The sequence below is a fragment of the Mangrovitalea sediminis genome (assembly GCF_002514725.1).
In the GTDB taxonomy this organism is placed as follows: Bacteria; Pseudomonadota; Gammaproteobacteria; order Pseudomonadales; family Oleiphilaceae; genus Mangrovitalea; species Mangrovitalea sediminis.
On record NZ_NTLB01000004.1, the window covers coordinates 108,770 to 135,250 of the forward strand.

Here is a 26,481-nt window from a genome sequence, read left to right on the forward strand (position 1 = left end):
CCCCCATCGACGTATTCATCCCGGACTCCCGGCACGTCCACCACAGGCACAGCACGCCCGTTTCCAGCCTCATCGACACCGACACTTTTCCGGCACAACGCCATTCCGACATAAGGAGCGGTACCCATGCTTGGCCAAATGATGCAGCAACCCCTGCTGATCAGTGCTCAAATCGCCCACGCAGCGCGTTATCACCATGACACTGAAATCGTCTCCGTCGAAACCAGCGGCGGCAAACACCGCACAACGTACGGCGAAGTGGAAAGGCGTTCCCGCAAGCTCGCGTCGGCCCTGCTCGATCTCGGCCTCGAAGCGGGCGACCGGGTCGCCACCCTGGCCTGGAATAACTATCGTCACCTGGAAATCTATTTTGGCGTTTCCGGTGCCGGTCTCGTGTGTCACACGATCAATCCGAGGCTATTTGCCGACCAGCTGGTCTATATCATCAACCATGCCCAGGACCGTGTACTGTTTGTCGACAAGACCTTCCTGCCCATCGTGCAGGGCATCCGCGACCGCCTGGAGCACCTCGAACACCTGATTCTTCTGAGTGCGGAAGATGCCGACGCCAGCGAGGCCCTACCCGGCATCGGTTTCTATGACGAACTGGTCGAGCGCGGCAGTGAAGACTATGTCTGGCCGACCTTCGATGAGAACACCGCCTCCAGTCTCTGCTACACATCAGGCACTACCGGCAACCCGAAAGGGGCGCTTTACTCCCACCGCTCCACGGTGCTGCATTCCCTGGCCATCGCCCTGCCCGACAGCATGTGCCTGAGTGCCCGCGACTGCATGATGCCGGTCGTGCCCATGTTTCACGTCAATGCCTGGGGCATCCCCTACGCCGCGGCCATGATGGGCTGCAAACTGGTTTTGCCGGGCCCGAACCTCGACGGCGTCAGTCTGAAGAATCTGATCAACGGCGAGCAGGTCACTATTGCCGCCGGTGTTCCCACACTCTGGCAGGGCCTGATCAGCGCCCTTAAAGAGTCGGGTGAAACGGTGCCCAGCCTCAACCGCACCGTGATCGGCGGCTCTGCTTGCCCACCCTGGATGATCGAATCCCTGTATCGCGACTACGGTGTCGAAACCCTGCACGCCTGGGGCATGACCGAACTCAGCCCGGTCGGCTCCGTGAATACCCTGCTGCACAAGCATTCCCGGCTGTCCGAAGACGAGCAGCTGGTAATGCGCCGTGGCCAAGGCCGTCCACCGTTCGGAATAGACCTCAAGATCATGGACGACCAGGGCAACGACCTGCCCCGCGACGGCCAGGCACAGGGCGACCTTTATGCCAAGGGCCACTGGGTGATCAACGGCTACTTTGACGTCGCCGACGCGCCGCCCCATAGGGACGGCTGGTTTCCCACCGGGGATGTCGCAGTGATCGACGCGGACGGCTACGTCACCATCAAGGACCGCTCGAAAGACATCATCAAGTCCGGCGGCGAATGGATCAGCTCTGTCGAACTGGAGAGTCTGGCTGCCGGCTTCGAGGGCATTGCCGATGCCGCTGTCATCGCCGCCAAGCACCCGAAATGGGATGAGCGGCCGCTGCTGATTGTCGTCCCGGAAGCCTCTTCCACACTGACCGAGGACGATGTGATGGCCTTGTTCGAAGGCAAGGTGGCGTCCTGGCAAAAGCCGGATGCCGTCATTTTTGTCGAGGCACTACCTCGCAACGCAACCGGCAAGATCCGCAAGAATCAGCTGCGTGAGATTTATGAGGATTATCTGCTCAAAGGGGATGCCTCATGAGCAGTACCCAACCGAAACTTGCGGACTGGATGATCGAGCTGGACCGGGACATTGCCACTCTCGATGGAGCAAAACAGGCCTGGACCCGCACTAGCATCGCCGAGCGCATGGCGCTGCTATCTGCCGTTCGCGAATGTCTGTATCCGGTGATCAGTCGCTGGGCGGAACTGGCAGCGCAACACAAGGGTATCCCCGAAGGCTCGCCACTGGCCGGCGAGGAATGGACATCGGGGCCCTATGCGCTCATGTCCGCCTGTAACGCGCTGCTTGAAACCTTCAGCAAGCTGCAGGGCAAAACCTATATCGACGAGTTGCCGGTGCGTGACGTCCCGGGCGGTCGCATCGCCATGCGCGTCCTGCCCCACAATCTCTGGGATCGTTTACTGATGAGCGGTGTCACCGCCGAAGTCTGGATGGAGCCGGGAATCACCAGGGACAATCTCAAGGAGAACACCGCATCGGCCTATGACATCCCGGAAGGCCAGCGTCAGGGAAAACTCAGCCTGGTGCTTGGCGCCGGCAACATCGCCGCCATCGCACCACTCGACTGCTTTCAGAAGCTCTTCACCGAGAACCAGGTCGTCATCCTCAAACTGAACCCGGTTAACGAATACCTGCGCGAAGTGCTCCAACCGGCGCTGAAGCCCCTGATCGACCGCAACGTGCTGCGTATCGTTACCGGCGGCGCGGAGGTTGGCGAATACCTGAGCAATCACCCTGCGATCGAGGAAATTCACATCACCGGATCAGGCATTACCCACGATGCCATTATCTGGGGGCCGGGGGAAGAAGGCCGGCGCAACAAGGCCGCCGGCACACCACGCAACAATCGTCGCATCACCTCGGAGCTGGGAGCCGTCTGTCCCACCATCGTCGTGCCCGGCCCCTGGAGCGAGGCGGACCTGCGATTCCAGGCTGAACAGGTGGCTACGCAGAAACTGCACAACTCCGGCTTCAACTGCGTCGCCTGCCAGATGCTGCTGGTGCCCGAATACTGGCACCAGACCGAGGCCTTCCTGGACCAGTTGCGCGGTACTATGGCAACGGCGCCGGACCGGCCACTCTATTACCCCGGCGCCAAAGACCGCATCGGCACCTATACCGAAAAATATCCCAAGGCCGAACGACTGAGCGCACCGCAAGCGTCGGCGGACCGGGTTATCGTCCCACTGCGCGGGCAAGGACACGACCACGCCCACAACAACGAAGTCTTCGCACCGCTGATGACCGAGATGCGCTTACCCGGCGACACGGCAGAAGCCTATCTGCGCAACGCCATCGAGTACTGCAACACTCATCTCCATGGCACCCTGGGCGCCAACATCGTGATCCATCCGGCGACCATCAAGGAGATCGGCAAGGTGCGCTTCGATGAGCTGATCGCGTCGCTCAAGTATGGCTGCATCGCGATCAACACCTGGACCGGCGTCGGCTTTCTCACGGTTCAAGCCGTCTGGGGCGCCTATCCCGGCCATACGCTCGATGATGTGCAAAGCGGTATCGGCTTCGTCCACAACACCTATCTGTTCGACAGGCCGGAACGCACCGTGGTCACCGCGCCCTGGCGCCCCTTTCCGCGCAACCTGTTGAGTGGAGAGCTGACCCTGCTGCCCAAGCCGCCCTGGTTCGTCACGCACAGACGCGCCCATATCGTCGGCGAGTTGCTGACCCGCTTTCTCTACAAGCCCGGCTGGCTCAAGCTGCCCCGGATCTTCATCAACGCGCTGCGGGGATAAGGCAGCCGTGCAGCGTCAGGCGACAAGTGGGGCCGGTTTTGCTAGTCTGCCGCCCCATTTTCCACCATCACCGCCCTGACGCACGGAGTGAGGCAGTGACCCAATCGACAACCGCCAGCCAGCAAAGGCCCCGCAACCCTCGGCCCGAAAAGTACGCCGAGCGCAAACGCGAGCTGGCACAGACGGCGCTCAGCACCCTCGCCGAACTCGGCTATGCCCGCACCAGTTTGCGGGACATCGCCAAGGCTTCAGGCTGTTCTCTCGGCGTGATCCACTATTACTTTACCGACAAGGTGGAGCTGATCGGCTATTGCGTGGGCCTGTACAAGCAGGATTTCGTCGAAGACATCAACCGCGCCGTGGACAGTGCCTGTTCAGCGGAGATGCTGCGTCGCCAGATGTTCCAGGTGCTGGTGTGCTCGGTTCGCGACAACCCCAAAGAACATCGCCTCTGGTACGACATCCGCGCTCAAGCCCTCTTCGACGAGACCTTCCGTCCCGCCATGTGGGATATCGACAGTCAGATCGAAGCCGCCACGGGGCGCTTTCTCTCCCGTCTTGGCGAACTCAGCCGGCGCCCGGTGCGGGTGGATGCGGGGACGGCCTACGCCCTGCTCGACGGCCTCTTCCAACGCTATCTGCTACGCCACATCATCGGTGAAGAGCGCGCCTGTGAGCGTTTCGAGAAGGATCTGGCTACCGTAGTCGATGGTATGCTCGGCTAACCCACGCCCAACCCCGGGATCAGCCACAAGGCCATATCACAATCCCAGCTCGCTCAACCCCGGATGATCGTCCGGCCGGCGCCCTTGCGGCCAGTGGAATTTCCGCTGCTCGGGCGTGATGGGCAGGTCATTGATCGACGCATGACGCTCCGTCATCAATCCGTTCTCATCAAACGCCCAATTTTCATTGCCGTAAGCCCTGAACCAGTTGCCCGCATCATCACGCCACTCGTACGCAAAGCGCACCGCAATGCGGTGTCCTTCAAAAGCCCAAATTTCCTTGATCAGCCGGTATTCCAGTTCTCGATCCCACTTCCGGCGCAGGAACGTCACGATCTGATCCCTGCCGGTCACGAACTCGGCACGATTACGCCAGCGACTGTCCGGCGAGTAGGCCTTCGAGACCCGTTCCGGATCGCGGCTGTTCCAGGCATCCTCCGCCAGCCGGACCTTTTCCCTCGCGGTTTCATGCGTAAACGGCGGCAGCGGCGGACGATGTTCGAGGGTATCGCTCATTCTGATGTGCTCCTATAGCGGATGGAAACAACGTTGCGACCCATCATCCCCGACAGCACCAAAGGTAGACAGATCTGTCTACAGATTGACATAGACAGACCTGTCTGTCACGATCCTTTTCGCACGCCAAACCCGGAGAGGCCATGGCCCACCCTCAAGGCAAAACCGCCAAACCCGCACGCGACCGCATCCTCGAAACGGCCAGCCGGCTTTTCTATCAGGAGGGACTTCGCGCCACCGGCATTGACCGGATCATTGCCGAATCCGGCGTGGCCAAGATGTCCTTTTACCGCCACTTCCCGTCTAAAACAGACCTGATCGTCGCCTTCCTGAACGCACGGCATCAGCGTTGGATGAGCTGGTTCAAGGGTGAAGTGGACAGGCGCATCGACTCGGAAGGCCGCCTCGACGTTATTGCCGAGGTGCTGGAGGAATGGTTTCAGCAACCCGATTTCAGAGGCTGCGCCTTTATCAATACGGTCGCGGAATCAGGGTCATCCTCCAGCAGAGAACGGGAAATCGCCGTACAACACAAAGCCGAACTGGCCGACTATCTGGAAACCGTGGCCCGCAAGCTCGGCCTGCCGGAGCCGGCAGCGATGGCTGAAGATATGATGGTGATTATCGAGGGCACTATCGTGCGGCGGCAGATGACAGGCGATCGCAGGGTAACATGGGCGTGTCACCGCCTGATCCAAGCCATCAGCCGTCCATACACCTAGGCAAGCAACGTGTTTCCGGACGAGCGTGTCTCATCCGGAAGTACCGCCACGAATGTCACGCCTACGCGGGATTGAAGCCTTTACTGATTGAACTCAGCCCGATTACGTCCGTTCTCCTTGGCCTTGTAGAGCAACCGGTCAACATCCTCGACAAAGGCCATGGCTTCCGTGTTATGCAACGGAATAATGGTGCCTACGCCCAGGCTGACGGTCAGATCAGCACCAATACCGGATTTTTCGTGAGGGATCTGTGCATCGCGGATCATCTGGATGCAACGCTCCGCCACTTTCTTCGCGGCGTCGGCATCGGTCTCCGGAAGGACCAAAACAAACTCTTCCCCGCCAAAGCGACCGACGAAATCCCGGGCGCGGGTGGCGGCTTTGGAGAGGAGCGTGGCAACCTGCTTCAGGCAGTCATCACCCTGGATGTGGCCATAGTGGTCGTTGTACTGCTTGAAGTAATCGATATCGATCATGATGACCGACAGCGGCTGGTGATTGCGTCGCGCATTGACCCATTCGACATCGATAATCGAATCGAACATGCGGCGATTGGCCACACCGGTCAAACCGTCCTTGAAAGACAGCTCCTCAAGCTCCTTCTGCAAGCGAACCAGTTCCTGCTCGGTTTTCTTGCGCTCATTGATATCGAACATGAAACCGATCAGGGCGTCGACGTCGCCGTCCCCGTTGCGTACCACATGAACGACATCGCGAATCCAGATGTAGTCTCCATCCTTGGTCAGGGCCCGGTAGTCGGCCTCATGGTCCGTCCCGGCCTTGGACTGCGCCACACAGAAATTGACCACTCTTTCGCGGTCTTCCTCATGGATACGCGATGCCCAGTCATCGATCCCTTTCCAGCTATCCTGCGGCCAGCCCAGCAGGGCTTCAATCTGAGGGCCGATATAGGCAAAGGTTAAATCACTCCAGTTGATCTTCCAGGGAATAGCCTGCGTCGATTCCAACAGCGTCTTGTAAACCGCGCTGTCGTCCTCCATCTCACTTCTCACATCTGTCATAAGTCGTTATCGCATCAGGCAAAAAGAGGTATATGAAAGGCGGGAAACACCCATTCTGCCGTCAAAAACGGGCAGGCCTTCCGGCATCGTTAATGAGCGCGCACGGGCCACTCGGAAGGGCTTGGCCAACCTCCTTGGCGCTACGGCATAACGTTTATAGCATGAGGAAGGTGGCTCCATATATGAACATAAATTCTTATACTACAGACTTAGAGCAATTTGCTTGCCTTCACGGTAACGACCGGAATAAAGTCAGAAAATGCGTGACCCTTAATCGGTCAACGCTAGCTCCGCAGATAACAAGTCCAATCCGTATTCGAGGAGAAAGAGCGTGAATAAGAATAAAATGCTCAGTAGTCTGGCCCTTGCGACAAGTCTCATGGTCGCGGCGGGCACAGCGAGCGCGGCGAAATTTTCCGACAACGAGATCAAGATTGGGGTGCTCGGCGACATGTCGGGCGTGTATTCCACCGGCTTTAGCGGAAAAGGTGCCGTTGACGCGGTACAGATGGCAGTCGACGATTTTGGCGGCAAGATTGACGGCAAGCCCATCAAAGTCATTTCCGGCGACCACCGCAACAAGGCGGACATCGCCTCTGCAACGGCACGTCAGTGGATCGACCAGGATCATGTGGACATGATCGCTGACCTGACCAACTCCGCCGTAGGTCTGGCCGTACAGCACCTGGCAAACGAGAAGAAGGTCATCACCATCAACACGGGTTCGGCATCATCGGACCTCACGGGCAAAGCCTGCACCAAATACGGCATCCACTACGGCTATGACACCTATGCCCTGCCTCACGGTACGGCATCGGCCATCGTCAAGAATGGCGGCAAGAAGTGGTACTTCATCACGGCTGATTACACCTTTGGCCATTCGCTGGAAGCCAATACCGCTGCCGTCGTAAAACAGCATGGCGGTGAAATCCTCGGTCAATCGCTGGCGCCGCTGGGCACCAACGACTTCTCCTCCTACCTGTTGCAGGCTAAAGCCTCTGGCGCCCAGATCATCGGGCTGGCCAATGCCGGTAACGACACCATCAACGCCATCCAACAGGCACACGAGTTCAACCTGACGGACAGCGGCGTGCAACTGGCAGGCCTGCTGGTGTTGCTGAGCGACGTTCAGGGTCTGGGACTGCAGACGGCACAGGGCCTGTTGTTCACGACTGCCTGGTACTGGGATCATGACGCGGCTTCCCGTGAGTGGGCTGAGCGCTACATGAAGAAGTACGATCAGGCGCCGACCTTCCCCCATGCCGCACTCTACTCCGCGACCATGACGTACCTGAAAGCCGTCAAGGCTGCCGGTACCGACAATCCGGACAAGGTGCGTGCTGAAATGGGCAAAATGAAGATCGACGACTTCTTTGCTCAAGGCGGTCATATCCGCCCGGATGGACTCCTGGTGCACAAGATGTTCCTGGTCCAGGCCAAGAAGCCGGGTCAAGCCAAAGGCAAATGGGATCTGCTGAACGTGGTTCGGGAAATTCCGGCCAATGAAGCCTATCCGCCGATCAGCGAAAGCGTCTGCCCGCTGGATAAGATGTAAGTATGGGACGGGGGTGAGGCTGAATGCCTCGCCCCCTTCAAGCCTTTCCTGCCAGATTACCCCGCCGCCTGAAACACCCTCACGATGGACTCGATCACGGCCCTGACGCGTGCCGTTCGGTTCAGGTCTCCGTGCATGACCAACCACAGATCGAAAGGCCTGAACCGCTCGGGCCAGATACGAACCAGATCCGGATACTGCTCGCCCATATGCGTCGGCAATTCCCCTATCCCCAGACCGGCGCGTACCGCCTCCGCCAACATCAGGCCGGAACTGACTTCTAGCACGACTCGCGCCTTGTGGATCGGTTCGTCACAGAGCGCCTCGCTCTGATGGGCGGAGACCCGGCGCTGGTAAATCACCACATCATGACCCGCCAGCGCCGTCCCTGGCGAGGGTTCACCGCGCTCGGCCAGATAATCCCGGGAGGCATACAAGCCGCTTTCCCGACGGGTCAGGTGACGTGCAATGAGGTCAGGATCTGTCGGACGCACGGGCCTGATCGCCAGGTCCGTTTCCCGCCGGGTCAGATTGGTCAGTCGTGTCGAGGTGCTGAGAATAACGCGGATGTCAGGATGGCATTTATGCAGATCCTGCCAGGCCCGCATCAGATATACCTGAGCGATCGTATCAGTGCTGGCAACTCGCACCGTGCCCGATAGGCGTTCATCGAGCCCCTGCATTTGTCGTTGCAGTTGGTGAGCGGAACTCTCCATGCTCTCAGCCGCCGCAAAAGCCAGCTCGCCCGCTGGCGTCGGGGTATAGCCCGTCGGCGTTCGCAAGAACAAACGCGCATCCAGGGAGCGCTCCAAAGCCGCAAGGCGACGCCCCACCGTGGCCTGATCGATCCCCAGCTCCGTTGCCGCGGCCCGCAATGTGCCCTGCCGATAGATGGCGAGAAAAACGCGCGCGTTATCCCAGTTCATGCTTGATCCTTGCCACAGCAGTGATGCATTTTTGCATCAGTCTACCGCATGGATTCCGATTTTTCGCATACCAATAACGCCTTACCATAGCGTCTACATCTATCACGCGCAGGATCGCCACCATGTCCACTTCCTGTTCAACGGCAATAGCATCTTCCGACGCCGGAACCCGCCGAAGCCATTGGCCGCTAGTCACGGTGGCGCTTGGCTTCGTGATGGCCATGCTGGATGTCACCGTCGTCAACGTCGCCCTCGATCACCTCCAGTCGGATCTGTCGATTCCCCTCTCCGGACTGCTGTGGGTGGTCGACGGTTACACCCTGACCTTCGCTTCCCTGCTGTTGACCGGCGGAGCCCTGGCAAACCGCTATGGCGCCCGGACCATCTATATGACCGGACTGGCCGTTTTCCTCACCGCCTCACTGATGTGCGCCATCGCTCCCAACGGTGACGTACTGATTGCAGCACGCCTGGCGCAAGGGATCGGCGCAGCGCTCTTCATGCCGAGTTCGCTCAGCCTCCTCAGCCAGTCCTATCCCGATGAGAAGGAAAGAATCACCGCACTGGGCATCTGGTCCGCTATCGTCTCGGTGGCTGCGGCCAGCGGCCCCATTGTCGGCGGAGCCATCGTCGCCACGCTCGGCTGGCGCGGGATCTTCTGGCTCAACGTGCCCATAGGACTGCTGGGGCTGGTGATGGCTCGCCGTCACCTCGCCCCATCACCACGACGCGCGCAGGCCTTGAACCCAGTCAGCCACACTCTGGGAATGCTGGCACTCGGCACGCTCGCCTTCGGCTTGATTGAGGGGGGTAACCTGGGCTGGTCTTCGCGAAGCATCATCGCGGCCTTTGTCCTGGCCCTGTTTGCCACAGTGGCCTTCGTTATCCGCGAATGCCGCGAAGCCTCGCCGATATTTCCCCGCGACCTGTTTCAGGACGCCCGCTTCGCTGCAACCAACGGCTTCGGCTTCCTCATCAATCTGGGTGCGTTTGGGCAAATCTTCCTGATCAGTCTCTACGTCGAGCAGGCCCGGGGCAACGACGCCTGGCATACCGGTCTGAACCTGCTGCCCCTGATGGCGATGTTTACGGCCGGGAACCTTATCTCCGCCCGCATCTCGTCCCGCCTCGGCACACGCATCCCGATGCTGTTCGGCGTTGCGGCAGCGGCCATCCTTTGTCCCGTCGTTGTCATCACTGGAATGCGTTTGCCCTATGACCTTTTTATTCCCCTTCTGATGGCCGCCAACCTCGGTGTGGGTATCGCCATCCCGGCCATGACGACCACGGTCATGCAGGTGGCGGGCCAGAGCCATGCCAATATCGCTGCGGCAGCGCTCAACGCCAACCGACAGGTCGGCACCCTGATTGGGGTGGCGGCGATGGGGGTTGTTCTGCATGCATTGCCGGACTGGCATAAGGCCCTACCGGTGGCCTTTGGCGTAATAACGCTGGCGTATGCGGGGGCTGCGCTGCTAGCGGGACGATACCTGGGTGGCAGCCATCGATGAAGCCTGGGCGCGCTGCTTCATCCTCTTCCGGTACCACAAGGTCCACAGGACCAGCGCGCCGGTTATGCCGTACTGCACAAAGGGGGAAATCGCCAGGAAATGCTGGATGGGGAGGGTTTCCGCCATGTCGACGCGAACGGCCGCTTCAACCACCATCCCCGCCCCCCACATCAACGTCATTACCCGCATGCCGGCACGAAACCAGCTCAGGTCCTGCCAGCGGCGATCCCAGGTTGCCACCGCTTCGGGAACGTCGCCGGTGGTCATTTCACGGGCCAGATAAAAAATAATCGGCCTCGGCAGGACCAGGGACACCAGAAAGACCACCCCAACCAACCCCGTCACCAGCGATTCCCTCACCAGCAGCAAACGCGCATTACCGCCCATCGCCATCAGGCCCAGCCCCAGCGCAATACCACCCAGGACCAGAACGGCCATGACATCCAGCCGCCGCCGTTTAAGGAGGCTCCAGACGCTCTCGATCAACGGCGGCAGACCGGAACAGACCAGGGCGATAAAGTTGCTCGTATGCCCCTTGAGCAGCGCATAGATCAGATAGGGTGCCAGCGCATTGACGAGCAAGGTGCGAACAATCTCGAACCGGACGGAACGGGATGGCGTCGAGGGGGAGTTAGAGTTCGATATCAACGACAGGGCTTCCTTGGCATTTTCGAAGAGGAGCGAACCCCATCATAGGCGCTGCATTTTTCGCAAACAACCAGCCGGATACAGGCTGATCATCGAGCGGGAAGCGCGCCGGCTTGACGGAGGCCACTCCTGTTTCAGGCGCTCAAAAATACTGGTTCAAGCGCAGATAGACTTCCCGTGACGGCGCCAGATAGACGCCACTGGCGGCAGACGTTTCCAGCCCGCCGAACTCCGTACCCTGGGGGCCCATCGGCAGTTGCCCCCCTACGATCAAGTCGGTGTTCTCACGCAGCGAATCCGTCATCGTCAGCACGGCCAAGGCGCTGTGATCCCGGACATTGACAATGACACTGGGAGCCACCTGAAAAAGCGGGGTCCACTCCAGCGTACCACCTACCGCCAGGTAGTCGACCCCGGTATTGAAAACCTGGCCACGATCCAGGCGCTGTTGCAGGTCCTGCGGTATATCCGATATCACATAATCGTGACCGGAGAGACCGAAGCCGTTGCGATAGTATTCGACAAACCCGTTGGCGTTGCGGTGCCACAGGGTGAACGCATTGCTGATCACCGCATCCAGGGATATGGCAACGCCTCCTCGATCCTTCAGGGTGGGCACCGCTTCGAGACTCCAGGTAGCATCACCAGCGGGGACCGACAGGTTTGCCCCCAACACGCTATCGCCGTAATCCCGGGCGAGCAGCCAGTTACTCTGCATCGGATATCCCACGCGATGCCAGTGCAGGGCCGCAGAGCTGTTTTGCGGATGCAGGGTTCCGTCAGCCGTTGAACGACGCGGTACGACGATGCCCTGGAGGTCGGAACCGTCGTCGAACAGCCACTGACCATACAGCATATCCGCACCTCGCTTGTACTCGGTGTCCGTCGCTGTGGGTGCAAAGGGGTCGAACAGGTCCATCGGATGAAACACCTGGCCGCTGCCCCAGGTCAGCGCCTGACGACCAACGCGGAACACCAGATGCTGGCTGGCATAGCCGAGCCACACGCGATCCGCCCGCAAATGACTACGGGTCCGGTTCCCGTTGATCCCTGAGGGGTCCAGCCGCCACCAGTCGCTCTGCGCCAGGGTTTCTGTCGGATCGGTCACTCCCGCACCCGCCAGTTGCCGGTCCACCGTAACACCACTGCCATGCTGCCAATCAGCCAGATAGTGAAGATTCCCTTCCCACTGTCCCCAGTGCTGCTGCACCATCACACGAAGCTCCGCACTGGAAGTGCTGCTATGAGAAAGACCCTGTCGCGCCGCCAGACTGTTGCTCGCTGTCGCATCCTGTTGCTGTTGTAACTGCAGCCTCGCGTGGACATCCGCCGCCCCGGCATCCGGCGCCGCCACCCCCATCACGGCACACATGAGGAGCGTGAAGAACGAATTTTGCCGGATCGTCATCCTAAACGGCCGGCGCCATTTCATCTTCAGATACCCGTACATCCTGGTCGATCTGGCCGTCCGTCAGCACGATGCGACGGCGCGTGTGGGCAATGACACGCGGATCGTGCGTGGCGACGATGAAGGTAATGCCGGACTCCTGATTGAGTTCTGCCATCAGCGACAGCAGGGATTCTGCGGTGGCGGAATCCAGGTTGGCGGTGGGCTCATCCGCCAGCACGACGGAGGGCTTGGCCGCCAGGGCCCTGGCAACAGCCACTCGTTGCTGCTGCCCACCGGAAAGCTGGGCCGGACGCCGCGACTCCATACCCGTCAGGCCAACCTGGGCCAACAGCATCCTCGCCCGCTGCCGGCGCTCGGCGGCGCCCACACCTTGCAACTGCAGGATAAACTCTACGTTTTCCTCCGCGCTCAGCACCGGAATCAGGTTATAGGCCTGAAACACGAAACCGATGCGTTGCAGGCGCAGATCGGCAAGATCGCCCTTACTCAGCTGCGACAGGTCCTGACCAGCGATCTTTACGCTTCCTTCCGAAGGGTTATCGAGGCCGCCCAGCACATTCAGCAAGGTGCTCTTGCCCGAGCCGGACGGTCCGGACAGGCTGACGAAGTCACCCTTTTCCACCTGCAGGTCGACACCACGCAAGGCATCGACGGGAACGCTGCCCTGGAAATAGCGTTTTTTCAGGTTGCGACACTCAACAATGACTTCCATGAAAACCTCTCCCGCCCTTTTGCCGTTCACAAAACACGCCCTGGTGGCGCGGCTGACTGCCGTTCCGGTCATCGTTCGTCATGTCCTGGACATCGCCTCCTGAGGGCTGTAACGCCCCGCTCGCCAGCTCGGCCATAGGGAAGCGAGCATACTCAGCCCCCATATCACGACGCTCAGGAGCAGATACTCGGTCCCATCGATGCGGGGATAGAGCACGTGCTGCGCGCCCAGCCATTCGGCACCCTTTGCCAGAAAACCGAGATTGATACCATCGTGCAACGCGCCGACAGTCATCACCGCCGCCAAGACGCCCAAGACAACCCCCAACCCCACCAGCAGGCAGGATTCCGCCAACACCTCACGCATCACATCGCCAGGGCGCAATCCCAGTGCCTGCAAAAGACCAAATTCCCTGACCCGCTCGAAGACGGACATCAGCTGCGTATTGACGATACCCAGCGCCATCAGCACGAACATGATCCACAACCAGACCATCACAAAGCCGTCGGACAGGTTCGACACGGCCTTGGTGAGCGGCTGTAAAATCTGCCAGGGCTGGATATCCAGAGACGGGGCAGCTTTACGCAACGCCTGGATGGCAGGAGTCAGGTCCGACTGGGTCGGCGCCTTGAAGGCGATTTCGGAAAGACGCCCCGGCGCTTTCAACAGCCGCTGGGCGGCAGCCCTACCGATAAAGACGACGCTGTCTTCCATATCCCGCGGTGCCTGGAACAGGCCCACGACCCGGAAGCCTCCCTGCGCCAGGGCGTCATCCATACCCAACCCCATCAGGACCACACGCTTCCCGATCCCCGTTCCCAGGCGGTGGGCAAGATGCTGGCCCAGCAGTATGCCGTTACCGGAGGTACCGCTGAGATAGGCTCCCTGGGTGACCGAAGTGGCGATAAAAGACAGCCCGCGTTCCCGCTCCGGGTCAATCCCCACCAAGGTGATCGGCAGCGTCTTGAATTCGCTTTGGACAATACCCGGTGTGCGGACACGGCCAGACCACCGGGACACATGAGACCCGTTCAGCACCTTGACCAAGGCACCGTCAGCAGGCGGTGTGGCGAAACTGTGCTGGATGGCGGGATCATCCCTATAGCCCTGCGCGTGTATCTGTCCGTCACCGGTCAGCAGGTTCAGACTCGCATCACGACTGCTCCGTGCCCACGCCTCCAACAGCGAGGAAAAGGCCAGGATCGACCAGACGCCCACGGCCACCACAGCCAACGTGATAAGGGTACGGCGACGATTGCGCCAGACATTACGCCAGGCTAGCGGTAGCAATAACAGGAACCGGTTCATCAGGTGGCCCTCATGGCAGTCATCGGGATCATCCGCTGTATGCGCCGGTAGGGAATGAACCCCGTCAGCAGGATACAGACGCCGATCACCAGGGGACCGGCGAGCGTGCTGAACGCCGATAGCCTGGGGTACATCAACCCGGGCAGCCCCCATTGGGCGAATAACGCCTCACCACCCAGCGACAGGCCGTGAATGCTGTACCAGCCAGTCACCGCCAGGCCCAAGACCAGACCGGCCAGCACTCCGAGCGCAGCGAGCAGCGACAACTCCATCCAAACCATCCTGCCGAGTTTTGCGGGCTGCATACCGATAGCCAGCAGGACGCCAAATTCCCGCGTACGCTCGAAAACTGACATCAACAGCGTGTTGAGAAGGATAAAGACCACCACCACGATCAGGCTGACATACCAGAGGCTGGACGTGCTGGCATCCAATTCGATAGCCGCCTTCAGCCCCGGCTCCAGTGCCCCCCAGTCTTGTATGGTCAGGCCCTCCTGGGCGATCCAGGGCCTTGCATCCGCCACGGCCTCATTGACTGCCGCCAGCGAGGGGCCGCCCAACACCAGAGTGTTGACTCGTTTCCCCATGGCAAAATCCGTCTGGAATCGCGCCAGGGGAATCAGGCTCATCTGCCGGTCCAGGTTGTCGTTACCGCTGGCAAAAATACCCTCGACCTTAAGGACGTCGGCCGCCAGGGAGCCATCCCGGTCGGCCCCCAGAAGCGTCACTGAATCACCGACACCGACATGGAGATCCCGTGCCAGCCCCTCGCCCAGCACAATGCTCTGGGCGTCCCCCTCCTGCAGGAAGTGGCCTTTACGGATCGTGTGCGCCAGTACCGACACCTTGGCCTCCGCCTCGGGTGATACGCCAACGACCGCCGCGCCGTAACTGCGGTTGTGGCGAGACAACACCGCGTAGGTCATAGCCCGCGGCGCCACGGTGCTGATACCGGTTTCGGCTTCCAGGCGCTGTATCAGCGCTGCCGGGTGATCGATCGTCTTGCGTAATTCAGGGTCATCCGCGTACTCCGGCGGCTGGACCTGGGCATAGCCGTCGTAGAGCTTCAGCACATTTTCTTTCATGGTGCTATAGGTGCCTTGCTGCAACGCCAACAGGAAAATGGTGACAACGCAGGCAAAGGCAATGGTCAGTACACTCAACACAGTGCGCCGGGGTTGCCGCCAGAGATTGCGCCATGCAAGCCGGGCAATCATTGCAGACTCCAGGGCCGGGGGTTGCGCAAGTTGGACTGGGTAAACAGATAACCGGGTAATGTCAGGTTAAAGCGCCCCTTGGACACCTCGATCCGGGTCCAGTGGCCGGGCTTGTTCAACGGCTTCATCTCCATCCCCACCGGATAGGGACGGTCTCCCAGGCGACCGACCTTGAAGGTCGTCATTTCCCGGACCGGCTGCATATCCTGGTCATAGTAGGTCTCGTCGAGAATGACGCCGTCGTCGCGGATACGCAGGACCTGCTTGCCCCAGACGACCGCGGCGTCGGGCTTGGGTAGCGCTTCGATGGTGTAGACCTTGTGCCCATCTGCCGTCTCCGACTTGAGCAGCCTGTGCCGGTAGTCGGTCAACACCGTATTGGCCTTGGCCAGATCGTTGTAGGAGAAGTCCGAACCCATCCAGGATTGGGCCATCATGCTGGCCGGCAGCTTAATGATCTGGTTGAGTTTTGGATTGAACAACCACATTGCCACCCCCAGTTTGAGGGTGGCATTGCCGGCGTCCTTGGCCGGTCCGGTAAAACGCACCAGTGCATCATCGTCGCCACGGGTCCAGGATTCCATGGCAAGGTCCCGGCTCCAGTCGGGGCGATGAATGCTCATATGGATTTCCGTATAGGATGTGGTCCCTCGCCAGTTGTCGAACGCCGACTTCACCAACGCCGACGGGTCCGGTGCCGCCTGCACTGCCGCTGCGCCCCAGCCCAGCCCAAGAACAACCAGCATTGCGCCAAATTTCATGCCTTTCCTCCAGGTTGAAAGGGGGGGTGCATACCCCTGAACAGGACATCCAGATAGCTATCGAAATAGTTCATCGCAGGCAGGTCCGGTTTGAGCCAGCACTGCAACATCAAACCATCCAGCGCACCGACCAGCAGCGCTGAAAGAGCCGGCACCTCAAGGTCAGCCCGGAACTCTCCACTGCCCTGCCCCACGCGGATGATCATTTCCACCAGGCGTCGGAATTCGTCATACAGATGACGCATCGCACCGGCAAAACGCTCACGCCCTTCACCCGAACCGGCGGCCGCCCAGACTTCCAGCGTCAGCGGATACAACTCCAGATTGCTGGCCAACGATTCCACCGTGACCCGGCCAAGCGCGCGCAACTTTTCGCATGCTGTGGGCGCCGCCTGCAACGCCGCCATTCCCTCTGCCATCGTGCGCTGGTTGAACCATTCGAAGGTGGCGTAAAAGAGGTCTTCCTTGTTTTGGAAGTAGGCGTATAGGGAGCCTTTACTGACACCGGCCTGCTCGGCCACGTCGTCCATGGAGGTCCCCTGAAAACCTTTACGGGCAAACACTTCCACTGCCGCCTCGGTAATGGATGCCCGCTTTGCCTCCTTATCCACAATTCTCGCCATACGCCTGCCATGCACGATTGTTAGGGGATGTTTTCGCTGCTCATTTTATAAATGACCGACCAGTCAGTCATAAAATAAACCAAAGGGTGCCAGCCGGTCAATAAAACACCACCACATCCATTTTCAGGAGAAGCGGCAAGCAAAATCAGCGAGGTAGCAATAGAGAAGGGAGAAAGGGGGCGAGAGGCGCCCCCTCTTCTCAGGCGGGCACGGGCAGCTAACGGAGTTCCAGCGCGTATAAGGTCGCGTTCTCGAGTGTCACTCTCAGGGCAGCCTCGCCCTGGAAAGCAGGCGTCAGCCAGCAGTCCATGTTATCCCGCTGCTCCACCGTTTGAGAAGCAACGCTGCGCCCCCCTACTTCGAAGTCCAGGCGCACGGTCCCCTGCCGGCAGTCCAGGTTCAAGCGCAATTGCCGCCCCTCAAAATCCATGGATTGCAGACACAGCTCCCCCCGCGCGGAATAGGCTCCGACCAGCCGTTCTTTCGGCACCTGCGCGCACCGGATCTTCCAGGTTGGCGCGTCCAGATGCATGGGTAAGTCCTTCTCGCCGACCCCATGCTCGAAATTGCTGTCTGAATAATAGATACGGATTTCGTTCTCTTCGAAAACCGGCGCCGACGCCGTCGTCACCATGCCCCCATCGGCTCCGAAGTTCAGGTCCCAGGGAATCAGCGGCGTATCGCTAAGGCGACGCCATTGTTCGCCATCCGGACTGTAGGCCAGGAAGACCTCCATTTTTCCCTTATTGGTACCGTGGGGCAGCTCGCGATCGATCTCGAATAACCATAGAAGCCCCAGGTAGCCGTCGCCGTAGGCGAAGGGACACAGGCCATAGAAATCTGCCCATGAGAAACCGCGGGATTGGGCAATGGCATGCTCATCCGGCCCCGGTACCCAAAGAGTCTTCACCTCGCTCCATTCGCGGAAGTCGTCGCTGGTGCTGCGGCCGACGCAGCGCAAGGTCCGGTTCTCGTCATCGATGACATAGGTCTTGACCATGGCCGTATAGCCAGACCGGTCCTTGAAACAGGGAGCCACATCGCTGGCCCATATCTTATTGGTGTGCGAGTTCTTATAGAGCAGTGTCGAAATCGCCGGATTATCCGGGTATTCGACAAAACGCTTACCGCTTTTCGAATACAGGACACGGTAGCCTTCCTCACCGAACACGAACATCTTGTAGGGGGCGTCGGTCTCCGGCTCGTAGATCACGCTGGGCATGTGATAGCCGGCCACCAGGTTGGTCAGTTCCAGCGATTCGTCGTCATCCTCCCCGACCGCCGGTCCAGGGATGACGCCAATCCGGTCGTTGCCCTGGACCATCGCATGGGCAGGCGCAGACAGGTCGGTCCGGTTGAGCAGCGGCCGGGTCCAGTTGAAGCCATCACCGGAAACGGCGTAGCCGATGCGCTCGGCAAAGTGGCACTGGTAATACATTTCGTAGCCATTGGCCGACTTAAACACCGAACCGTAAAGGTTGGTCCTATGCCCCTCCCAATGGAACTCAGGTGTCAGCAGGCCCGGACTCGGCGCGATTTCCGCCTGTCGATAGGTAATATTCGTTGCCGCCACTCGGCGGTCATCGGGAAACAGGACCAGCATCAAATCACCTCGACATCGTAAGAACCCAGACTTCAACTTATGTCATGGATTCCGGCCCATCAAGGCGATCGCCGGTCGCTCCTCTTAAGAGCAGGCCTAGGCTGCCGTTTTGCCACCATCCACCGGCCAGACGGCGCCATTGACGAAACCCGCTTCATCGCTGGCCAGAAACGCCACCACACTGGCGATATCGGCCGGCGCTCCCAAGTGGCCCAGAGGCACCGTAGCTATTTCAGCTTTCCTCGCGGACACTGGACTTTCAGTCGCCTCAAACTCAGCCGCCAACATGGCCGTATCCACCGGCCCGGGGCAAACCGCGTTGACCCGAACCCCACACCGCCCCAATTCGACCGCCAGCGCCCGCGTCCAGGACAACATGGCGCCTTTGCTGGCGCTGTAGGCGCTATAGAGTGGCTGTCCAATCAATGCCAGCTCGGACGCGACATTGATGACACTGGCCCTTCCGCTATTTTTCAACATGGGCACCAATGCCCGGGTTATCCGGAAGGCAGCCCTGAAATTTACCGCAAAGAGGGAGTCCAGCAACGCGTCGTCACTCTCCTCGAATTTCCGGGTACGACTGATCCCGGCCGCATTCACCAGGATGTCGCAGCCTTCCGCCAGCACCGTACCGGCGAGTTCTGCGAGCATTCCGTCCAGGGCCAGCGGGTCCGCAATATCTACCTGATAAGGCAGAAAGCGTCCCGGCGGATGCAGCACGTCGATGGTCGCTCGCAAGCGGGCCTGCCCCTGACCATCGCGATCCAGACCATGCACCCAGGCACCGCGGGCAACCAGCGCCTGGGCAATGGCACCACCGATGCCTCCGGCAGTGCCTGTTACCAACGCCCGCCGCCCTTGCAGCGAAGGCGGCACTGCCTGAGCCGCTATTGGTTGCACCTGCTCACTCATGTTGCGATCTCCTTTAGATCACGGTCAGGAAAGACACCCCATGGGCGCCGATAAAGTCATCCGCCCCTCGAACACCTTCGCCCGGCGAGCCATAATCGTCAGCATGGACACGCCGCACCCGGTTGCGGTGCCAGGTACCCAGCAATTCGCTCAATGGCATAACCGCCACCGCCTGACTGCCATAAAGCTCAAGATGGGTCGCGGGCAGCCGATACCAAGGCACGGAGGCGCGCTCATGGTGGGCGTTGTGGTAGCCGAAATTCAGCGTCAGCAGATTGAGCACGGGCCAGCGCCGGGACACCAGGTTGGAGAAGGTGTTGGCCTGTTCGTAAGCGCGGCCCCTGTTATCCAACGGTACAGGTTCGTTCTCCGCAACGAAAAACTGCTCAAAGGTGTGATGGAAGGCATCGAAAAAATTGAGCACATGCAACAGCAGGCCATAGGCCAGGAAATACAGCAGGAACGCCTTGATCGACCAGGCAGCAAGCGCTACCAGCAGAAGGCTCCGCACCAACAGCATCCCCAGCGCCCGTCGCAGATAACGGCGCTGGGAGGCCACAAAAAGCGGTCGCCACACCACCTGCAGATGCATCAGGATTTCCGTGGCGGGAATATAGGCCCATTCGAGGACCTCCAGTACCCGCCTTACTACTGGCCAGCGAGCCAGAACGGCCTTGAAATCGAAACAGGCAATATCCGCCCGGTCACGATGATGCCGAATATGCAGATGCCGAATACGTTCGAAAGCGGCATAGGAAGAGCCCGCGATGAAGCTCATCCACTCACCGACGAACCGGTTGGCATTGGGGCGGGCAAAGAGTGTGTAGTGAGCGGCCTCATGGATGAGATAAGCCGCCAGAATCATCGTATGAGCACACAGCAACACACCAACGATATTAAGCAGGCTGCTTTGCTGGCCCATCAAAACGAAGGCAGCGAGCCACCCGAACGTCGTCCACGCCAGGGCCAGGCTGTTTGGCAAAATACCCTGTTCTTCCCGGAAAAGCTTTCGCTGCTGCGAAACGGCGATCGTCACCTCAGTCACCTCCTGAGAGGGCAAAGCCAATTTACATTAAATTTTACATATAAATTTATATATACTTTTATATAAAAACAACCCATATCCAAGCCAGGCAGGAAAGAATCGAATGAAAACGCCCCAAACCACCGGGTCAGGCCAGCATCAGGGCCCTCCCGCCGCGGACACCCTCAACGGGCAGCGCGCCCGTTTTCTGCAGGCATTGCAGCAGCTGGATGAAGCCTGGGTGATCGCGTTTCACGAAACCGGTCTGAGCGACGTGTATTTTTCACGGTTGTTCACCGAGTTGTGGGAGCGTGGGGACAAGGCCGTATCCAAAACGGACGCCTATAGCCTCGTCAAAGGCGTCAGCCCCCAGACCGCCATGAAATACGTGCACAAAGCCATCAAGGATGGCCACCTGGAAGAGATCGACAATCCAGATGACCGGCGCTCACGCCTGCTGCGCATGTCACCGGCACTGCAACAACGGTTCGAGGAGGTAATCGACCGAGCCCGGTCAGCTTTTATTGAGGTTTTGGCGAAGGAGTGAATGAGTTGCGCAAATGTCCGGGAATGAGGCGAGCGGATTAACCGCCTCCTCTCCAACGGCATCGTCAATCCTAAGAGGGGTCCGTCTAAAGCTTGGACGCCCAGATTGCGATCTTATGCCGCATGGACTGCTGGGAAATCTGGTCTTGGGGAATCGGCTGTATCACCTTGTCATGGACCAGTAGACGATAAATGTATTCGATTTTTTCATTCGCCGAATCAGTCGGCTCAAACTCTACAACGCCTCGTTGCTCGCCATATCTCATGCCTTCCTCAATGGCCTTTTTCACCAATTCCTTTTCGTTTTTCAGTTTCTTCATAGCGACCTCCGAAGGTGCCTGTGTGGGAACCACGGGGGACAGTGTAATCGACAACTGTCATGCCGCGCGATGCCCGCACCCGCGTATGCACCCAGAATCCCTGTAGCGCCAACAGCCAGCAAAAGAAAATCCTGCCCGTTGCGTGATCCGGGAGAAACCGCTCAGCGTATTGGGTCTGGTTAAGCACTACAGCCGGCCAACGGCAGGAGAAGGTATTAGCGCGTCTTAGGCGTCTTCACTGTTTCCGGCATACCGAATGGACTCTCGTCGAATCAGAGGCAGGCGGGTGATGTTTCAAACTCCGCGTTGCAACGGGGTACAGAAACGCAACTCCAGCCGTCTCCGCGTTATCTGCCGACCGCTGAAACTTACTGCATGAAATAAAAATGGTTTGCGCTATTTGCGAACCGCAACCGGTGCACGTCGTCCATTTGACTGAAGAACCCTCCGAGGAGGAGAAATGAGCCGCTTTTCGCTGAAAATTCCACAACTGCTGACCCTGGCATTGCTGGCATGGAACATACTGGTGGTCACTTTGGCGATATACCTGCGTCCAGATACACTCCCTGACGATATAGCGTTAACACTGCTTGCAGTCGCCCAGTTGCCGGCAGCCTGGATCATGGGGAAATATCTCCAGCGATACCTTCTCGGCTATATCGACGAGACAGACAGGATGGCGCGTGGGGACCTGACAATCAGCCTTTCAAACCAGAGTCTTTGCTGGTGTTTCAACGCACTGGCCAATTCATTGAACAAGGCGGTTAAGGGCGTCAACGACATCACCTCCAGCGTGGTTCAGGAAGGCACCCGTATCTCCGAGGCCGTACAGCAGATTCAGTCGAACGGCTCTTCGGTCACCCAGGTACTGGACCGCCATGTCGGGGAGACGAATCAATTAGCCACAGCCGCACAGGAAATGTCGGCAACCTCCACATCTGTTGCCAGCGACGCTGCATCCGCGGCACGGGCAGCGGAACAGGCCAACTTGCAGGGCAACGAGGCGAAGGCTGCTGTCGTAACCGCCATCCACAACATCAAATCGCTCGACACCGAAGTGGATGCCGTTGATAGCTACATCCGTCGAATGGGCGAGGACACCGATCGTATCGCCAGCGTCTTGTCCATTATTGGCGGCATCGCGGACCAAACGAACCTGTTGGCACTCAATGCGGCCATTGAGGCCGCCCGGGCCGGGGAACAGGGACGAGGCTTCGCTGTCGTCGCCGACGAAGTCCGCTCATTGGCGGCAAAAACCCAGGGCTGCACGACCGAAATCGATGAGATGCTAACCCGGCTAAAAGACAGCGCGAAAACCCTGGAAGGCGCCATGGGGCGCACCCGGACCAGCTTCGAGACCTCCAGCGAAAGCGTCATCAATATCGGCAGCTGCCTGGACTCTGTGCTTAACGCCATCATCAGCATCCGGGAACATAACGATCAGATGGCGGCCGCGGCGGAAGAACAGAGCGCGGTCTCACAGGAAATCAATCAGAACATCGCTAACATTCGGGAGATGGCGATGCACCTCCTGGATCTGAACCGCAATTCAGATGAAGCCCCGGCTGCCGTGCGGTCGGCAAACGACTCCTTCATGGGGAATGTAGCGCGCCTGATCCTTTAAGATCGGCCCGGTAGAGAAAAGTGCGGATGCCCTGCAAAGCCCTGCACGGTATCCGCACTGTTCTAGCACTACCGCATATGAAACAACTCCTGATGAAAGCGATCCGGCGGCAAGCCATGGCGTATAAAGTCATCGCGCAGGGCCTTACCGAATCCCGGAGGGCCACAGAACCATAAGCTGGCCGACGACCAATCCGGCACTGCCTTGCGAATAGTCTCCCCATCCAGACGCCCATCCTTACTGTCGACCAACAGGTGCAGGTGCACGCCGGCCGCCTCGGCGTCGGCCTTAAGCTTGTCGATGGCCGCCTGCTCGAAATCTGCGGTGGTATGAAAGAGGTCGATGGCCTTTTCATCCGGTGCTCCGGCCAACTGTTTGAGACGCGCCACAAACGGGGTAATCCCGATGCCCGCCCCGACCCAGATCTGGCGTGGCTGCCCGTCGGCAAAATCAAAACAGCCGTAGGGCCCTTCCACTGAAACCGGCAAACCGATTTTCAGGTGCTCCCGCAACCGGCTCGTATGATCGCCCAGGGCCTTGGTGATAAAGACGATGTGGGGATTCTCCGGGGTCCAGGCTGACGCAATCGTATAGGGATGTGCGCCTTCCTTGCGGCTGGACCTCACAAAGGCAAACTGACCCGCGGCATGGCCGGGCCAGCCTTCCTCAAGTCGAATACCGGTTTCCAGCACCCGCATTTCCGGATAGTAGGTCAGGGCGTCAACGGTCCCCAGCACCCGACGACCGGCCCCGACACGGCCCGCCAGAATCCAGAATGCGGCGGCGGTACCGGACAGCAGCAGGATCGCCAGTAACCAGCCGATAGGTTGCGCCCAGTAACTGGTTTTGGTGAGAATCAGTGCGTGATACACCAGCACCAGGTAGCCGACAGCCAGCCATTTGTGGGTTTTCTGGAACAGGTGATAGGGGAAACGTTTGATCAGGGCCAAGACGATAAGCACCACCACCGCATAAAAGGCCCACTCCCCCAAATTTTCGGCAAACCCACGCTGACTGCGCAGCCATCCGTCTACGTGGCCGAGACCTTGCCCACCGCCGGTTCTGCGCGGCGGACGTGTCAGCCATCCCCAGCCGACCATCCATTTGGTTCCCTGCGCCCACCACCAATGCACGATGGCGACAACCAAAGCGGTAATTCCCAGCCATTTATGCAGGCGATACATCTTGTCCAGACCGTGAAACATGGGTTCCAGCCGATGAGGACGTAACGCGAGCAGCATCGCGATACTCATGACGCCGATGCCGATCACACCGCTATATTGAATAAACACGGCGCGAAACGAAAAATACGTGAAAGGCTCCGGCACCCAGGTATCGGCGAAGAGCCAGAGAATTGTCGGAACCACCAGTATTGCCAGAAATGAAAGTCGGATTGCCTTCATTGCCACCACCCGTCATCCAGCGCTCGGAGGGAGATAGAGAGGGACGTCCTGGGGTCTGCCGGATGCAGTATTATCGATACAGGGTCCCCAAGACGCCGTTTTACGAGTGTGTGACCTTTACCGGACCGCCGCTATCCTTTTACGGCATAAAACAGCCATCTCTTGATATGGCAAAGGTCAATGTGGAGAACGCCATTGACACGGCAGGGTTAAATCGACGAACCAAAGAATGGGCGCTGTTACCAAACGAATGGGGGGATCTACCCGGCGGGGATAGGACAACGCGCAAAACCTTCCTGACGGGAACGCATTGCGCGCAGAGAAGATCATCGCGTCCACCGCCCTATCCCAAGACAGGGCGGTGAACTTCAGGGTCAGGCCTGTTCCGGCGCCAACGCCGTTACCTCGACCTCATCCTGGTCACGGCGGCCACGCAGTAGCAGCCAAGCCAGAACCACCAGGGAGGACGCAATCCCGATGGGGCCGGCCACGCTCAGCGGCAAACCGAACCCGATTTTTGCCGACAGCAGGTAGGCATTGACAACACCGGTCATAAAGGTCGCCGGGATAGTGCACACCCAGTGGAACTTGTCGTGACGCTTCAACCAGGCAGCAGCTGCCCACAGCATCATTACCGCAGTCATCTGGTTGGCCCAGCCGAAGTAACGCCAGATCACATTGAAGTCCATGCGACTGATCAGGAAGCCGACAGCAAACAGCGGGATGGCAAGCATCAGGCGCTTGACGATCGGCTTCTGGTCGAACTTGAGGAAGTCGGACAGAATCAGGCGAGCAGCCCGGAAAGAGGTGTCGCCGGAGGTAATCGGCAAGACCACCACCCCCAGGATGGCCAGAACACCGCCGACGCGGCCCAGCAGCGAGTTCGCCACTTCATTGACGACGGCAGCAGGACCACCATGCGCCAGTGTTGCGTTCAGGGCTTCCGGGCTGTGATAGAAGGACATGCCCAGGGTCGCCCAGATCAGCGCGATCACACCCTCACCGATCATGGCACCATAGAACACGAAGCGGCCGTTTTTCTCGTTTTCCATGCAGCGGGCCATCAGCGGAGACTGGGTTGCGTGGAAACCGGACAGCGCGCCACAGGCAATGGTGATGAACAGCAACGGCCACAGCGGCAGGTGCTTGGGATGCAGGTTTTCCAGCGTGATGCCGGATGCATAGAAGGGCTTGTCGCTCACCATCAGTCCCACCAACAGGCCGACGGACATGAAGACCAACAGGGCGCCAAATACCGGATAGAGGCGGCCGATGATCTTGTCGATCGGCACCACCGTCGCAATCAGGTAGTAGCCGAAAATGACGGCCACCCACACCGGCACGGATGTGCCAGAGAGATTGCCCAGCAGCTTGGCCGGCCCCAGGACGAAGACCACACCGACCAGCAACAGCAGAATGACGGCGAAACCATTCATGAAATGCTTGGCGGCAGTGCCCAGTTCCCGCCCTACGACGGTCGGCACCGAAGCACCGCCGGCACGGACCGACAACATGCCGGAGAAATAATCGTGCACGGCACCGGCGAAGATGGAGCCGATGACGATCCACAACAGGGCGACGGGCCCATACAGCGCGCCCAGGATAGGACCGAAAATCGGACCCAGGCCGGCAATGTTCAACAGTTGAACCAGGTACACCTTCTTGGTGGACATGGGGACGAAATCAACACCGTCGTTATTGGCAATCGCCGGTGTCTGACGTTCGGGTTTGATACCGAAGATCCGTTCGATGATGCGTCCGTAGATGAAATATCCGCTGAGTAACAGCGCTGCTCCCAACAGGAACCACTGCATGGCTTCCCCCTTTTTGTGTTTGTAGGGTTGGTGACGGGAGCGAGCCTAAGGGCGGGATGAGCGGTCGGCAGCCATTTTTTGGCT

24 protein-coding genes are annotated in these 26,481 nt (G+C 59.3%); 8 read left to right on the forward strand and 16 right to left on the reverse strand.

What is annotated here, in order from left to right; translation table 11 throughout:
- The first annotated feature begins 126 nt into the window (after positions 1 to 126).
- The 3 genes from CLR77_RS10400 (at position 127) to CLR77_RS10410 (ending at position 4,219) form a co-directional block, all read left to right on the forward strand.
- Positions 127 to 1,758 carry a long-chain-fatty-acid--CoA ligase gene (locus CLR77_RS10400; RefSeq protein ID WP_097460593.1) on the forward strand — a complete coding sequence of 544 codons (1,632 nt, stop codon included), beginning with the start codon at positions 127 to 129 and terminating at the stop codon, positions 1,756 to 1,758.
- Entirely contained in the window at positions 1,755 to 3,494 is a 1,740-nt protein-coding gene (locus CLR77_RS10405) for an aldehyde dehydrogenase family protein (RefSeq protein WP_198962735.1), read from the forward strand. The genes CLR77_RS10400 and CLR77_RS10405 overlap by 4 nt, the downstream gene beginning before the upstream one ends.
- A 95-nt stretch (positions 3,495 to 3,589) precedes the next feature.
- Entirely contained in the window at positions 3,590 to 4,219 is a 630-nt protein-coding gene (locus tag CLR77_RS10410; protein WP_158227172.1) for a TetR/AcrR family transcriptional regulator, read from the forward strand.
- Positions 4,220 to 4,255: 36 nt separating this feature from the next.
- Here the strand turns inward: CLR77_RS10410 and CLR77_RS10415 are convergent, their stop codons facing one another.
- Positions 4,256 to 4,735, reverse strand: coding sequence for a nuclear transport factor 2 family protein (locus CLR77_RS10415; RefSeq protein ID WP_097460595.1), 480 nt, complete (start codon positions 4,733 to 4,735; stop codon positions 4,256 to 4,258).
- A 143-nt stretch (positions 4,736 to 4,878) separates the two neighbouring features.
- Between CLR77_RS10415 and CLR77_RS10420 the strand changes: the two genes are divergently transcribed.
- A complete protein-coding gene (locus CLR77_RS10420) occupies positions 4,879 to 5,457 on the forward strand; it encodes a TetR/AcrR family transcriptional regulator (protein WP_097460596.1) in 579 nt (192 codons plus the stop codon).
- Positions 5,458 to 5,537: 80 nt separating this feature from the next.
- Here CLR77_RS10420 and CLR77_RS10425 read toward each other — a convergent pair whose 3' ends face one another.
- A complete protein-coding gene (locus tag CLR77_RS10425; protein ID WP_097460597.1) occupies positions 5,538 to 6,479 on the reverse strand; it encodes a GGDEF domain-containing protein in 942 nt (313 codons plus the stop codon).
- A 331-nt stretch (positions 6,480 to 6,810) separates the two neighbouring features.
- Here CLR77_RS10425 and CLR77_RS10430 point away from each other — a divergent pair, with 331 nt between their 5' ends.
- Positions 6,811 to 8,034, forward strand: a complete 1,224-nt coding sequence (locus CLR77_RS10430; RefSeq protein ID WP_198962736.1) for an ABC transporter substrate-binding protein — start codon at positions 6,811 to 6,813, stop codon at positions 8,032 to 8,034.
- Between the two features lie 56 nt (positions 8,035 to 8,090).
- Here CLR77_RS10430 and CLR77_RS10435 read toward each other — a convergent pair whose 3' ends face one another.
- Entirely contained in the window at positions 8,091 to 8,960 is an 870-nt protein-coding gene (locus CLR77_RS10435) for a LysR family transcriptional regulator (RefSeq protein WP_097460598.1), read from the reverse strand.
- A 122-nt stretch (positions 8,961 to 9,082) separates the two neighbouring features.
- Between CLR77_RS10435 and CLR77_RS10440 the strand changes: the two genes are divergently transcribed.
- Positions 9,083 to 10,471, forward strand: a complete 1,389-nt coding sequence (locus CLR77_RS10440) for an MFS transporter (RefSeq protein WP_097460599.1) — start codon at positions 9,083 to 9,085, stop codon at positions 10,469 to 10,471.
- Here CLR77_RS10440 and CLR77_RS10445 read toward each other — a convergent pair.
- The 10 genes from CLR77_RS10445 to CLR77_RS10490 all read right to left on the reverse strand — a co-directional run bounded on the left by CLR77_RS10445 (position 10,436) and on the right by CLR77_RS10490 (position 20,702).
- Entirely contained in the window at positions 10,436 to 11,119 is a 684-nt protein-coding gene (locus CLR77_RS10445) for a VC0807 family protein (protein WP_097460600.1), read from the reverse strand. The genes CLR77_RS10440 and CLR77_RS10445 overlap by 36 nt on opposite strands.
- Before the next feature lie 142 nt (positions 11,120 to 11,261).
- Positions 11,262 to 12,527 carry a hypothetical protein gene (locus CLR77_RS10450; protein WP_097460601.1) on the reverse strand — a complete coding sequence of 422 codons (1,266 nt, stop codon included), beginning with the start codon at positions 12,525 to 12,527 and terminating at the stop codon, positions 11,262 to 11,264.
- A 1-nt stretch (position 12,528) separates the two neighbouring features.
- Positions 12,529 to 13,242: an ABC transporter ATP-binding protein gene (locus tag CLR77_RS10455; protein WP_097460987.1), complete on the reverse strand. Its 714-nt coding sequence runs from the start codon at positions 13,240 to 13,242 to the stop codon at positions 12,529 to 12,531.
- A gap of 78 nt (positions 13,243 to 13,320) precedes the next feature.
- Positions 13,321 to 14,550, reverse strand: a complete 1,230-nt coding sequence (locus CLR77_RS10460; protein WP_097460602.1) for an ABC transporter permease — start codon at positions 14,548 to 14,550, stop codon at positions 13,321 to 13,323.
- Entirely contained in the window at positions 14,550 to 15,767 is a 1,218-nt protein-coding gene (locus CLR77_RS10465; RefSeq protein ID WP_097460603.1) for an ABC transporter permease, read from the reverse strand. Before CLR77_RS10465 ends, CLR77_RS10460 begins: the two co-directional genes overlap by 1 nt.
- Positions 15,764 to 16,528 carry an outer membrane lipoprotein-sorting protein gene (locus CLR77_RS10470; RefSeq protein ID WP_097460604.1) on the reverse strand — a complete coding sequence of 255 codons (765 nt, stop codon included), beginning with the start codon at positions 16,526 to 16,528 and terminating at the stop codon, positions 15,764 to 15,766. Before CLR77_RS10470 ends, CLR77_RS10465 begins: the two co-directional genes overlap by 4 nt.
- Positions 16,525 to 17,139 carry a TetR/AcrR family transcriptional regulator gene (locus CLR77_RS10475; RefSeq protein WP_158227173.1) on the reverse strand — a complete coding sequence of 205 codons (615 nt, stop codon included), beginning with the start codon at positions 17,137 to 17,139 and terminating at the stop codon, positions 16,525 to 16,527. Before CLR77_RS10475 ends, CLR77_RS10470 begins: the two co-directional genes overlap by 4 nt.
- Before the next feature lie 229 nt (positions 17,140 to 17,368).
- Positions 17,369 to 18,754, reverse strand: a complete 1,386-nt coding sequence (locus CLR77_RS10480) for a hypothetical protein (RefSeq protein ID WP_097460606.1) — start codon at positions 18,752 to 18,754, stop codon at positions 17,369 to 17,371.
- 96 nt (positions 18,755 to 18,850) lie between these two features.
- Complete coding sequence (locus tag CLR77_RS10485; protein WP_097460607.1) at positions 18,851 to 19,666, reverse strand: SDR family NAD(P)-dependent oxidoreductase; 816 nt, start codon at positions 19,664 to 19,666, stop codon at positions 18,851 to 18,853.
- A gap of 13 nt (positions 19,667 to 19,679) precedes the next feature.
- Positions 19,680 to 20,702 (reverse strand): fatty acid desaturase family protein, encoded by a 1,023-nt coding sequence (locus CLR77_RS10490; protein WP_097460608.1) that lies wholly within the window; start codon positions 20,700 to 20,702, stop codon positions 19,680 to 19,682.
- Positions 20,703 to 20,814: 112 nt separating this feature from the next.
- Here CLR77_RS10490 and CLR77_RS10495 point away from each other — a divergent pair, with 112 nt between their 5' ends.
- Positions 20,815 to 21,237, forward strand: coding sequence for a helix-turn-helix domain-containing protein (locus CLR77_RS10495; RefSeq protein ID WP_097460609.1), 423 nt, complete (start codon positions 20,815 to 20,817; stop codon positions 21,235 to 21,237).
- An 85-nt stretch (positions 21,238 to 21,322) separates the two neighbouring features.
- On the opposite strand, the gene CLR77_RS10500 is transcribed toward CLR77_RS10495, so the two are convergent.
- Positions 21,323 to 21,556, reverse strand: a complete 234-nt coding sequence (locus CLR77_RS10500) for a DUF5062 family protein (protein ID WP_097460610.1) — start codon at positions 21,554 to 21,556, stop codon at positions 21,323 to 21,325.
- Between the two features lie 460 nt (positions 21,557 to 22,016).
- Here CLR77_RS10500 and CLR77_RS10505 point away from each other — a divergent pair, with 460 nt between their 5' ends.
- On the forward strand, positions 22,017 to 23,180 hold the full coding sequence (locus CLR77_RS10505) for a methyl-accepting chemotaxis protein (protein ID WP_097460611.1): 1,164 nt from the start codon (positions 22,017 to 22,019) through the stop codon (positions 23,178 to 23,180).
- Positions 23,181 to 23,248: 68 nt separating this feature from the next.
- On the opposite strand, the gene CLR77_RS10510 is transcribed toward CLR77_RS10505, so the two are convergent.
- Together CLR77_RS10510 and CLR77_RS10515 are read right to left on the reverse strand one after the other, a co-directional pair.
- On the reverse strand, positions 23,249 to 24,583 hold the full coding sequence (locus CLR77_RS10510) for a ferredoxin reductase family protein (RefSeq protein ID WP_097460612.1): 1,335 nt from the start codon (positions 24,581 to 24,583) through the stop codon (positions 23,249 to 23,251).
- Positions 24,584 to 24,957: 374 nt separating this feature from the next.
- Positions 24,958 to 26,397, reverse strand: a complete 1,440-nt coding sequence (locus tag CLR77_RS10515) for a carbon starvation CstA family protein (RefSeq protein WP_097460613.1) — start codon at positions 26,395 to 26,397, stop codon at positions 24,958 to 24,960.
- Positions 26,398 to 26,481 lie beyond the last annotated feature (84 nt).